This window comes from Lentibacillus halophilus, from assembly GCF_039522485.1.
In the GTDB taxonomy this organism is placed as follows: Bacteria; Bacillota; Bacilli; order Bacillales; family Amphibacillaceae; genus Lentibacillus; species Lentibacillus halophilus.
The window spans coordinates 20,145-31,936 of the sequence record NZ_BAAADM010000035.1; the positions used below are offsets into that span (position 1 = coordinate 20,145).

Genomic DNA, 11,792 nt, shown 5'->3' on the forward strand with positions numbered 1-11,792 from the left:
ATATCAGGGGAGGAGTAAGGTAATGACTGCCAATCGGAACGTCCGCTCGGAAGTACCGGAAGAAGAAACATGGGATTTAACCGACCTATTTGCAACGAGAGAAGCATGGGAAAAAGAATTGAACGCCCTTCAGGCCAACGTCAGTGATGTCACCCAATATAAAGGAAGACTGACAACCAGTGCTCAGCAGTTATTAAACGGACTAAAAGCAAAAGACCATTTCGAAAAACGGCTCATCCGCGTTTCCACCTACGCCAGTCTGAAAGCAAGCGCCGATGGATCGGACCCCCAAAACCAAGCCGATTCGGCCAAAACGGCATCGGTCATGGCTGCTGTCGGGGCAAAGCTGGCATTTGTCGAAAACGAACTGCTGGCGCTTTCCCAGGACGCGATTGATTATTTTCTATCAGAAGAACCGGAATTGGAAACGTACCGAAAAAGCCTTAAGGACATACTGGAGAAAAAACCGTTCACCCTGGCACCAGAAATAGAAGAAACAGTCGCAGCACTTGAGGAGATACATAACGCCCCCTATATGATCTATGAACGCAGCAAAGCCTCGGATATGTCGTTTGAACCGATCACGGACAGTAACGGCGACCAATGGCCCATGTCCGAATCCCTGTTTGAGGACCGTTATGAAGGATCACCGGATACAACGATTCGGCGGCAGGCATATGACACGTTTTTTAAAACATTGAATCACTACAAAAACACCTATGCCGCAACGTATGCCACGGAAGTTACCAAACAGGTGACCATGGCACGTCTACGTTACTTTGATTCGGTCACGGACATGCTGCTGCACCCGCAGCAAGTCACGAAACCTATGTATCACCAACAGCTGGATATCATTCAGGACGAGCTGGCACCGCACATGCGCCGGTTTGCCCGTCTAAAACAAGAACAACTCGGACTCAAAGACATGCATTTTGCCGACCTGAAGGCACCTCTTGACCCGGAATTTAATCCGGAAACAACGTATGATGAAGCAACAGACACCATCCTTGAGGCGCTGCAGGTGATGGGACCAGAATATAGCAGCATCATAGAAAAAGGCATTAACAATCGCTGGGTGGACCGGGCAGACAATATCGGTAAACAGTCCGGAGCGTTCTGTGACCCCCCGTATGACGTCCATCCTTATATCATGATGACATGGACCGACACCATGCGGAGCGCTTTTGTATTGGCACACGAGCTTGGGCATGCCGGTCATTTTTATCTGGCAGGCGAAAACCAGTCCCTTGTCAATACAAGTCCATCCACTTATTTCATCGAGGCACCGTCCACCTTGAATGAATTGCTACTGGCCGATCATCTGCTTGCCAGAACTAACGACAAACGAATGCGACGCTGGGTTATCAGCCAGCTTTTAGAAACGTACTATCACAACTTTGTCACCCATCTGCTTGAGGGCGAATTCCAGCGCCGCGTGTACACACTGGCTGAAGAAGGAACAGCATTGACAGCATCTATTTTGACGGAACAGAAGAAAGAAGCCCTGCAAAACTTCTGGGGCGATGCGGTAACCATCGATGACAAAGCAGGACTAACATGGATGCGTCAGCCACACTATTACATGGGGCTGTACCCGTATACGTACTCAGCCGGACTGACCATCTCTACCGCCATGGCCGGACAAATCCGGAATGAAGGCCAGCCTGCCGTGGATCGCTGGCTTTCTGTTCTAAAAGCCGGCGGCACCTTGAAACCGCTTGAACTCGCCAAAAAGGCCGGCATCGATATGTCCAGTCCAGACGCTATCAAAGAAGCCGTCGCTTATGTTGGACAGCTCGTCGATGAACTGGAAGAAAGCTTTTGAATAAAGAAAGGGACTGGGATAAGATTGAACAAATCCTTTCTAAACACGAACAATATAGTTAAGACGTAGTCACCGCTCCGGAAAAACACTACGCTTTCACCTTGCCAGGCACAAGCGCGACATCTGTTCAAGCTTCCTTTGGTCGCTTTCACAGTGTCTTCTTTGCCGCGGGCGCTGATAAGCCTCCTCGTGCTCGTCGCGTTGCAAGGTTATTCGTCGAAGCCTACGCTCCTCGCAGGTCGCAGCCTACTCATGGAAGCTTTGCTTTGTGCTTATCGCACTGCGGGGTCTTATCTAGGCTTTTCATCCCGCAGGAGTCTCCGTGTTTTTCCTACGCTAAATGAAAATCCGAACTGATTCAGATTTTTCGCGAATCATAGTTCGGATTTTTATTTGACTAAACGTCTTTTGTCCCAGCCCGTTTTTTCTAGTTTTTTAAAAAATCAAGAACGTCTGCGACGGCTTGTTCTCCTTGGCCGATACAGTCCGGGATGCCGACGCCTTCATAGGAGCTTCCGGCCAAAAATACACCGGGAAGTTCTTTGTGCATCGATGCACGGACATGCTCAAGCATATCGTTATGACCGACTGTGTACTGCGGCATTGCATTCTTCCAACGGCTGATAACACTGAACTCAGGCTTTTGTGTTATATTCATGGTTTTGTTTAAATCATTCAGCACAATGTCGATCATGTCATCATCCGACAGATTGATCACATCCTGATCATCCGGTTTACCAACATAACAACGGACAAGCGCTTTGCCTTCGGGTGCCGCATTCGGCCATTTTTTATGAGTCCAGGTGCATGCCGTAATGCGATAATCGCTGTTTCGTGATACAACAAAACCGGTTCCGTCAATATCCTGCTTGATAGCAGATTCATCAAAAGCCATGGCCACATTCGCAACCGAATTAGAGGGAATCTCCTGAAAGCTGTCAAACAGATCAAATTGACTGAAAACTTTAGGCACGGTATAATGCGGTGTGGCCATCACAATCGCATCTGCTTTATGAACATCGCCATTGCTCAGAAGCACGTGATAACCGTGCTCTTTTTTCTCAACATGATCAATTCCGGCATTTTTTTCCACAATATCACCCAGAGACGCTTCAAGTTCCTCGATTAATGTTTCCAATCCGTTTTTGAAAGAAAAAAACACACCTTGTTTTTTTCCGTCGTTTTTGGTTTTTGGTTTTGGGTCGGTTTCCTGAAGCCCTTTAATCAGACTGCGGTACGTCTGTTCCAAATCGTAAAAGTTCGGGAATGTCGCCTTGATGCTCATCTCATCGATATTACCAGCATATATACCGGACAAAAGGGGCTCAATCTGATTTTCCACCAGTTGATTGCCAAAACGGCGTCGGAAAAAGCTCCCTAATGACTGATCCCCCTGTTTCCCCCTTGACATAATCAAATCCATTCCTGTTCGTAACTTTCCTGCTGGTGACAATATGCCTGAGAATAAAAAGGGGCGGATTTGCTTTGGAATGCCCATATAGGATCCTTTTGGCATTTTGTGTAGCTTGTCATTGACGAGAATATAAGACTGCCCTGTCCCATTTCGGACAAGTTGATCGTGAAGGCCGAGTTCATACGCCAGTTTCACAGCAGGTTGTTTGCGGGATAAGAATGAATCGGGCCCCTGTTCAATGACGAACCCGTTACGGCGAATTGTTTTTATCTTACCACCGAGCCGGTTGCCCGCTTCAACTAACGTCACGTCATATGGCAAATCCTTTTCCGCGATTTCTTTTTGCAAGTAGTAGGCAGTTGTCAAACCTGTTATGCCACCGCCTGCTATCAGTATTTTTTTATGTGTGCTCATTGGACTTCACGCTTCACTTTCTTCATCACGACATCAGCAAGAGTTGCGATAAACTGCGGGTGGCTATTCGGCATTTCCGGGCGGTGATAGTTAACACCAAGTTCATCACAAACCACCTTGCATTCATAATCGTTATCATACAATACTTCGAGATGATCAGCAATAAACCCGACCGGTGCATAAACAAATGACTCGTAGCCTTCCTGTTCATAAAGTTCGCGAGTCAGATCCTGCACATCCGGGCCGATCCATGGATCAGGGGTGTTTCCCTCGCTTTGCCAACCGATCGCATAGTTATCGATGCCTGTCGCTTCGGAGATAAGCCGTGCTGTTTCCTTGAGCTGCTCCGGATACGGGTCGCCGTCTTTCAGAATCTTTTCCGGAAGACTGTGCGCGGAAACGACCAGCACGGCTTTATCCCGCTCGTCAGCCGGCATACGGCCATAAACAGAGCCGATTTGATCAGCCCAGTACTTAATAAAGCCCGGCTCGTTATACCAGCTTTCAACTGATCCTATGTCAATCCCATAGTTTTCTGCGATATCATTAGCACGTTTGTTATACGATTTGACACTGAATGTGGAATAATGCGGCGCCAGAACAAGCGACACAGCTTCTGTAATACCGTCATCCGCCATCTGTCGGACGGCATCTTCAATAAACGGATGAATATGTTTCAAACCTATGTACGCCTTGAATTCAACCTCATCCTGCATCGAATTCAATTGGTCTTCAAGAGCTTGCGTCTGTTCTTCGGTGATTCTGGCTAGTGGCGAAATACCTCCAATGGCTTTATAGCGGTCTTTCAAATTCTGAAGTTGTTCCTCTGTCGGTTTTCGCCCACCGCGGATATCCGTATAATACGGTTCAATATCTTCTTCCTTATACGGTGTCCCATAAGCCATAACGAGCAGTCCCAATTTCTTTTTTTTCATTTTTACTGCACCTCTGCTTTCATCTTAGCGCTTGGCGTACGTGTGAATCAATGTTGTCAGTTTTTCAAGTGTTTCCGGTTTAACGTCCGGCGTAACACCATGTCCGAGGTTAAATACATGGTTCCCATCCGCGACACTTTCATCAAGAATCGCTTTTGTTTTCGTCTCAATCGTCTCCCAATCACTGATCAGCACAGCCGGATCGAGATTGCCTTGCAGCACTTTGGTAATCCCCATCTTTCGCGCTTCGGTAATGGATGTACGCCAGTCAAGCCCAATGACATCAACCGGAAGGTCATTCCATTCCAGCAGCAAATGCCGCGCGCCAACACCAAATATAATCAGCGGCACCTGTTTTGTCCGCAGTGCGGAACAAATACGATGCATCACCGGTTTGATGTAATAACGGTAATCATCCACACTCAGTGCACCAACCCACGAATCAAAAATTTGCACCGTTCTCGCTCCGGCATCAATCTGTGCTTTCATATAAGCAATGCTCATCTCCGCCAGTTTATCCATTAATGCAAACCAGACGTCCGGCTGGCTGTACATCAATGCTTTTGTTTTACTGTAATTTTTGGACGGACCGCCTTCAATCATGTAACTGGCAAGTGTGAACGGGGCCCCGCTAAAACCAACGAGCGGCACATTTAGCTGTTCTTCTGTAAGCAAACGAATCGTATCGAGTACATAGGACACATCCCGCTCGGGGTCAAGCATGCCCAGTGCCTCCACATCCTGAAAATTCGTGATCGGATTGTCGATTACCGGGCCGATGCCTTTTTTAATTTCCACTTCCATTCCCATTGCCGGAAGCGGGGACATAATATCCTTGTACAAAACAGCCGCATCCACCCCATAGTGCTCGACCGGTAAACGAGTCACATAAGCACAAAGTTCCGGCTGATGTGTAATTTCAAACAGCGAATATTTTTCTTTCAGTTGCCGATACTCCGGCTGCGAGCGACCCGCCTGACGCATAAACCAAGCGGGTGTATAATCTGTTTTTTCCCCATTATAGGCTTTGATAATGGTATCATTAATGTTTGTAGTCACTTATTTTCACCCTTATTAAAACGTATCTCATCTGTATTCACTATAGCGCTTTCCAGCTGTACTGCATAGCAACCAACGACGATTGTCATCATTTTGTCTTATTCAGAGAGAGTTTGACCGTATTGGACTTCTTGCCTTCCTTATCTGTCAACGGGTTGTACGGGACCACGTAGTATCGGGACGAGTCGAAAAATGGGAAAGGCTTAATCGTATACTCGTTATCTCCTTTTACTTTGCCAATTTGTTCATCCGAGCCGTCTTCCTCCCGATAAATACGATAAACGATTCGATCATCAGCAGACTCCGTCCATTCCAATGTTCCTTTCAGAAATGACAGACCGCCAAATGAATGATTCCCGTGTAATGTTATGTTTGTTGGTAAGTCTATTGGTTCCGGTAAATCTGAAACATTGGCGGGCTTATCAAAGGAAGCTGTCAACGGGGTTTGGTTGTTCATTTCAGACAAAATAGCCTTTGTTAAACGTGTCGGCGCTTCACTGCCAGTTGTCAGATAATGGGTCTTATCGGATGTGTCATATCCTATCCACGTAGCCATGGCATACTTGGGCGTAAATCCTGCAAACCATGCATCCTTGACGGCCCCTTCCACATGCGGATGCTGTGTGGATCCGGTTTTACCGGCCAGCGCTTTTGAATAATGTCCCGCGCTGGCTGTTCCATCCGCAACAGCTGATGAGAGCATACGTGTCATATTCCAGGCCACTTGCGGACGAAATACCGATGTCGTTTCTGGATCTGCTTGATGAATTACCTCGTCATCCCGGTTCATCATTTTTTCAATAGCGAATGCGTCGATGGTTTTGCCGCTATTGGCAAATGCCCGATAACTTTGCGCCATTTTTAGTGGCGTCACCCCTTCAGACAGGCCACCTAGTGCAATCGCCAATCCATCATCCTGAATAGGCATACCGAGCTGATTCAGATAATCTTTAGCATACGGGATGCCAATATCATTCAAAAGCCAGACAGCGGCAGCATTTTTTGATTCTATAAGCGCTTGATAAATGGAGACCGAACCGGCATATTGTCCATCATAATTGGTCGGGGTATACCCATCAATCGCTTGTTTCTTATCCTGAATCAATGAATACGGGTCGTAGTTGCCTGTCATCATGGCAGGACCATAGACTGCAAGCGGCTTTATTGCCGATCCGGGCTGTCTTTTTACCGTCACCCGGTTCAAATTCCCGAATTCATAATTCCGTCCGCTCATAGCCGCAGCAACCTCACCGGACTGTTGGTCCAGCATCACAAACGCCCCTTGCACGCCGTCGGTATTCCCCGGGAAATGGCTATCATTCTGAAATTGTCGGTAAGCAATCTTCTGTGCTTCCGGATGGACGGTGACAACAATTCGATAGCCGCCGCGCTGTAATTCGTCCATAGATAAATGGTATCGGTCCGCTGCTTTCTGAACAGCTAAATCAATGAAACCGGCTGCCCATGGTTTAGGTTCGTATGTCTGTATGTTTAGCCCAAGCGTCCGACCCTGTGCCTGCATACGCTTTTGTGTTGCAATGTTTTCGGTATCTTCCATTGCCTCCAAAACCACATTTCTGCGTGTTTCAGCCTTTTTCGGGTGTCTGATGGGGGAATAGCCATTTGGGGCTTTTACAAGACCTGCCAGAAGTGCCCCTTCGGAAAGAGTGAGATCTTGTGCCGATTTGTTAAAATACATCCTGGATGCTGCCTCAATTCCATATACACCGTGCCCGAAATACACCTCATTCAAATACAGTTCCAGGATCTTATTCTTAGAGAAACGGCGTTCCAAATGAATAGCAGCCATAGCTTCTTTCGTTTTGCGCATCCATGTTTTGTCATTTGTTAAAAATAAGTTTTTCGCAAGTTGCTGCGTAATGGTGCTGGCACCTTCCACTTTGTCCATAGCAATAATGTCACGGTAAACAGCGCGGGCAATCGATTGGAAGTCAATCCCTGCATGATCATAAAAACGCCTGTCCTCCGTCGCTATAAACGCTTCCTGCACATGGTCCGGTATGGATTCAAGCGTGACGGGTATCCGATTTTCATGATATAATTTACCAATGACTTCTCCGTTGCGTGTCTCTAACGTTGTTGTGGCATCAAGGATCAAATCGTCCTCATCCACAACAAATCGGCCGCCGAACAGAATAACAGCATAGCCAATGATTCCGATAACCAAAAGAAACAGGAGCGACAGAAGAAGCCATTTTAATCGTTTCATCGTTTTATCCATTCACCTCTTTCTCAGTATACGACAATTTTTACATTAACGAAAGAAAATAATACGTCTTATTAGTTGATAACTGTTATTGACAGCGGCAGTAATGGCAAAAAGGGTACGTAACCTGTCATTCGGGTATGGTATATTAGTGTAAGGACACTGAAAGGAGCATTGCTATGAATGCGTATATGACAAATGGAACACTCGATTTTTTAAAAAAAATTCCCGCCAAGCACACCGATATCACCTTTTATTTTATGCGGGAAGGTACTAGTACGCTTGTGTATTATGAAGGGGAAGGAAAAAACGTTTTCGCTTCCGGAAGGACTTATGATATCGTCATCGAAAATGGCAGTATGCATCAGAATGGCTTCGTCGTTATGAATAACATTCCTGTCGCTGATGACGGCAAGCCTACCTTTGAAGATGCATTCAAGCAACGTCAGCAGAGCGTAGAATCCATGCCGGGATTTCAAGCATTCCGACTACTCCGGCCAAAACAAGGGAACACGTATGTCGTTATGACACAGTGGACCTCAGAAAGCGACTATGACAACTGGAAGAACTCTGATGCATTTAAACAAGCCCATAAACACGGCTCAGATGCCAAACCTCCTGCCTATTTTTTAGATCAGCCTTTCGTGACGAGTTACCATATGATCGAAGCCGATTAACATATCGTATGAACTGCTCTCCACTTCTAAACAAAGAGTGGAGATTCTCGCTCATTCAGCAAAAATCAAGCAAGCCGAGCCTATCTCCTTAGCTTGCTTGATCATTTTCGTCAGAATCATCAACGGCATATTCATTAAAAAAGTCCCGGAACATATCATTCGGTTGTGCACCATTGACGCGGTTCACTTCATTACCATCTTCATAGTACACAAGCGTCGGCGTGCTTTCAATCCCATATGCGCCCCAAGCATTCTTGAACTCCAAAAGATTCACTTTTTTCATATCGACACTCATCTCCTGTGCCAACGGGACTAACCTCGGTGTCAATTTCTTACAATGCGGGCATTCCGGATGATAAAAATAAACGAACATATCCTTGCCATTTTCCAGTTTTTCGTCCAATTCATTCGGTACAATCTGATTTTGATAGTCCGGATTATCCAGCTGATCAATTGTTGCCTGGTCAAGGTTATCTTTTCCATAAGGGTTTTTCTGATCGTCAGTGTCCTGCTGGCTTTTAAAATCTGTAACAAAATACAGAGCGATAAGCAGTACAACAATCGGGCCTAATATCATCAACAGTTTCTGTTTCACATCAATTCCTCCCACTTTTTCAAAATAACTATATATAAATCATAACGTTTAAAGTATACACAAAGCTCGGTTTTTGAATCAATCAATTAACGTTCATGTTTTTTTTACCCAGCCATTCATAAACGTAAATCAATACCATTAAATATACAAATCCAAAAATGAATCCGGCCAGAACATCGGTTAAATAATGGACGTTAATCACATAGCGGCTAATGCCGATCAAAAAAATAAGCAAGGCAAAACCGGACCGAATGGCAATGGCTTTTTTATCCGAACGCAGCTTCCGGGCTAACAGATATGCAAGAAATCCGTAGCAGACCATTGGAATCATGGCATGACCGGATGGAAAACTGTATCCTTCCGCATTGGCTGCCACGAAAATACTCGGTCGCTCCCGTTCAACAAGCTGTTTAATCAGAACATTCCACCCATTTGCCGTCAGTGTGCCCATGGAAAAAAAGATAATCGGCAGCCAGTCCCGGAATTGTCGCCAGAGTACAACGGACATCACCACAACAAATGGTGTCAAAAATGTGCCCGATCCTAACTCCGTCACCCAGCGGAAAAAGATGTATACAGCACTGCCTGCTAATCCATTGACATAAACACGTGTCAATTGATCCAGATAAAGCGGCTGTCCCAGACTGATACGAACGATCCAAAAGCCGCTTGTCATCAAGATGATGCATAGTAACATGATGGTCACACCGTTTAATTTGTTGAACATAACCCTGCCTCCCGCCTCCTATTTCCAGCTTTTCATGGCTGATAAAACAATCGTCATTTTCTTTATATTTTACCGTTCGCAGATGTTTTAAAAAAATAAAATGTGGAATTATAAGTATGTGGTCACATTATTACGAAAGGTTGGGTTAAATAATGGATAGAGAGGTACAAAAGCTCATTGAAGGTTTGAATGACGATTTGGCGCACGAATATGCAGCTGCTATTCAATACACGTATAGCGCAGCAGTCGTTTCGGGGCTTTATCGCTCGGCATTAAAACCTTTTTTCGAAAGCGAAATTAATGATGAAATGGGACACGCACTATATTTATCTGAAAAAATAAAGGCATTGGGCGGAACACCGACAACGAAAGCCGCTGATATTCCGCAACCAACAGAAGTAAAAGAATTGCTGGAAGCTTCCCTGGAATCAGAAAAAGCGACCATTGACCGATATGAAACACGCAAACAGCAAGCTGAAAAAGTCGGCTACACCGACCTTGTTGTCAAGCTGGAAGATATGATTGCCGACGAAACAGGTCACAAAGAAGAAATCGAACGACTACTGAGTGATTCAAGAGTACATGCCTAATAAGAAAACAAGGACTGCTCGTGACGGGCAGTTCTTTTTACTGCATATAGATCCTGAGTTTTTGCAATTTTTCTGCCCTCTCAAGCTGAATTAATGTTACAATAGATGGAAACAGTTAAAGGGGGCTTTTCATTGCTTCAAGCGATACATAGTAAATTGGATGAGTTATATCCGGAAATGGTTGATATACGCCGTTATCTACACCAGTATCCTGAGGTGTCTTTCCAGGAGACCGAAACAGCCCAATACATCGCCAATTATTATAAAACACTCAGTATCCCCTATGAAACGAATGTTGGCGGCAATGGCGTCATCGCTACGCTAACAGGTGGAAAACCGGGTAAAACTGTTGCGCTCAGAGCTGATTTTGACGCTTTGCCGATTCAAGACGAAAAAAATGTTCCGTATAAATCAAAAGTCGATGGCGTTATGCATGCATGTGGCCATGACGGTCATACGGCATCCCTCCTGACACTTGCGAAAACCATGAAAGAGTTTCAGGACGAATTGCCCGGGACCATCCTGTTCCTCCATCAGCATGCGGAAGAATATGCTCCGGGCGGCGCCAAGCCAATCATCGAATCCGGCGCCTTGGATAATGCGGATGCGGTATTCGGAACCCATCTGTGGACTCCAACACCACTCGGTGTCCTGCAGACGTCCAAAGATGTCTTTATGGCTGGTCCGGACCGTTTTGAAATAATCGTTCAGGGGCAAGGCGGACATGGCGGTTATCCACATGACACGAAAGATGCCATCACGATTGGAGCACAAATGGTAACCCAGCTCCAGCAAATTGTTTCCCGGCGGCTCGATCCATTGAAAACCGCTGTCGTCTCTGTTGGTCAATTCGAAGCGGGCAATGCCTTCAATGTCATTGCTGACAAGGCAAGACTTGTTGGTACCGTCCGCTATCTTGACAACGATGTTCAAGAGCAAGTGATTCAAGAAATGGAAAAAATCATTAAAGGCATTTGCTTAAGCCATAACGTATCGTATTCATTTAACTATGAAAAAGGCTATCCCCCGCTTGTGAATAACGAACAGGACGCAGAATTGGTTTTTCAAGCGGCCAATCATGTCAGTGCTATCCACACAAGCGAAGAAGTAAAGCCGGTTATGGCCGGGGAAGACTTCGCTTATTACACGATGGAAAAGCCAGGAGCCTACTTTTTTACCGGTGCACGCAAAGAAGACAGTCCATATCCGCACCACCACCCTATGTTTGACATTGACGAGCGGGCTATTCCCACCGCAGCCAAGACACTGATCGCTACTTATCTAGAGTACCAGAAGCAGTAATGATTAAAAAAAGCATGCCCATCCAAT

General features: G+C 45.8%; 10 protein-coding genes. 4 read left to right on the top strand and 6 right to left on the bottom strand.

Annotation, left to right across the window (positions count from 1 at the left end; all coding sequences use genetic code 11):
- The first annotated feature begins 22 nt into the window (after window positions 1–22).
- Window positions 23–1,825 carry an oligoendopeptidase F gene (gene pepF, locus ABDZ72_RS07010; protein WP_343752028.1) on the top strand — a complete coding sequence of 601 codons (1,803 nt, stop codon included), beginning with the start codon at window positions 23–25 and terminating at the stop codon, window positions 1,823–1,825.
- A 427-nt stretch (window positions 1,826–2,252) separates the two neighbouring features.
- Here pepF and hemY read toward each other — a convergent pair whose 3' ends face one another.
- The 4 genes from hemY to ABDZ72_RS07030 all read right to left on the bottom strand — a co-directional run bounded on the left by hemY (window position 2,253) and on the right by ABDZ72_RS07030 (window position 7,889).
- Window positions 2,253–3,653 carry a protoporphyrinogen oxidase gene (gene hemY, locus ABDZ72_RS07015; protein WP_343752029.1) on the bottom strand — a complete coding sequence of 467 codons (1,401 nt, stop codon included), beginning with the start codon at window positions 3,651–3,653 and terminating at the stop codon, window positions 2,253–2,255.
- Window positions 3,650–4,588, bottom strand: a complete 939-nt coding sequence (gene hemH / locus ABDZ72_RS07020) for a ferrochelatase (protein ID WP_343752030.1) — start codon at window positions 4,586–4,588, stop codon at window positions 3,650–3,652. The genes hemY and hemH overlap by 4 nt, the downstream gene beginning before the upstream one ends.
- A gap of 24 nt (window positions 4,589–4,612) precedes the next feature.
- Window positions 4,613–5,647 carry a uroporphyrinogen decarboxylase gene (hemE, locus tag ABDZ72_RS07025; protein ID WP_343752031.1) on the bottom strand — a complete coding sequence of 345 codons (1,035 nt, stop codon included), beginning with the start codon at window positions 5,645–5,647 and terminating at the stop codon, window positions 4,613–4,615.
- 88 nt (window positions 5,648–5,735) lie between these two features.
- Complete coding sequence (locus tag ABDZ72_RS07030) at window positions 5,736–7,889, bottom strand: transglycosylase domain-containing protein (RefSeq protein WP_343752033.1); 2,154 nt, start codon at window positions 7,887–7,889, stop codon at window positions 5,736–5,738.
- A 164-nt stretch (window positions 7,890–8,053) separates the two neighbouring features.
- Between ABDZ72_RS07030 and ABDZ72_RS07035 the strand changes: the two genes are divergently transcribed.
- The gene (locus ABDZ72_RS07035; RefSeq protein WP_343752035.1) at window positions 8,054–8,551 is read left to right on the top strand and encodes an antibiotic biosynthesis monooxygenase family protein; all 498 of its coding nucleotides are present in this window, start codon (window positions 8,054–8,056) and stop codon (window positions 8,549–8,551) included.
- An 88-nt stretch (window positions 8,552–8,639) separates the two neighbouring features.
- On the opposite strand, the gene ABDZ72_RS07040 is transcribed toward ABDZ72_RS07035, so the two are convergent.
- Entirely contained in the window at window positions 8,640–9,146 is a 507-nt protein-coding gene (locus ABDZ72_RS07040; protein WP_343752036.1) for a thioredoxin family protein, read from the bottom strand.
- Between the two features lie 82 nt (window positions 9,147–9,228).
- On the bottom strand, window positions 9,229–9,873 hold the full coding sequence (locus tag ABDZ72_RS07045; protein ID WP_343752037.1) for a phosphatase PAP2 family protein: 645 nt from the start codon (window positions 9,871–9,873) through the stop codon (window positions 9,229–9,231).
- A 152-nt stretch (window positions 9,874–10,025) separates the two neighbouring features.
- Here ABDZ72_RS07045 and ABDZ72_RS07050 point away from each other — a divergent pair, with 152 nt between their 5' ends.
- Both ABDZ72_RS07050 and ABDZ72_RS07055 read left to right on the top strand, forming a co-directional pair.
- Complete coding sequence (locus ABDZ72_RS07050; RefSeq protein WP_343752039.1) at window positions 10,026–10,463, top strand: ferritin-like domain-containing protein; 438 nt, start codon at window positions 10,026–10,028, stop codon at window positions 10,461–10,463.
- A gap of 132 nt (window positions 10,464–10,595) precedes the next feature.
- On the top strand, window positions 10,596–11,765 hold the full coding sequence (locus ABDZ72_RS07055) for a M20 family metallopeptidase (protein ID WP_343752040.1): 1,170 nt from the start codon (window positions 10,596–10,598) through the stop codon (window positions 11,763–11,765).
- Window positions 11,766–11,792: the final 27 nt, after the last annotated feature.

What these genes read in the sequence shown, in the direction of transcription:
- ABDZ72_RS07035 (WP_343752035.1), top strand. Translation starts at nt 8,054, where the DNA reads ATGAATGCGTATATGACAAATGGAACACTCGATTTTTTAAAAAAAATT.
- hemY (WP_343752029.1), bottom strand. Translation starts at nt 3,653, where the DNA reads ATGAGCACACATAAAAAAATACTGATAGCAGGCGGTGGCATAACAGGT.
- hemH (WP_343752030.1), bottom strand. Translation starts at nt 4,588, where the DNA reads ATGAAAAAAAAGAAATTGGGACTGCTCGTTATGGCTTATGGGACACCG.
- pepF (WP_343752028.1), top strand. Translation starts at nt 23, where the DNA reads ATGACTGCCAATCGGAACGTCCGCTCGGAAGTACCGGAAGAAGAAACA.
- ABDZ72_RS07050 (WP_343752039.1), top strand. Translation starts at nt 10,026, where the DNA reads ATGGATAGAGAGGTACAAAAGCTCATTGAAGGTTTGAATGACGATTTG.
- ABDZ72_RS07030 (WP_343752033.1), bottom strand. Translation starts at nt 7,889, where the DNA reads ATGGATAAAACGATGAAACGATTAAAATGGCTTCTTCTGTCGCTCCTG.
- ABDZ72_RS07045 (WP_343752037.1), bottom strand. Translation starts at nt 9,873, where the DNA reads ATGTTCAACAAATTAAACGGTGTGACCATCATGTTACTATGCATCATC.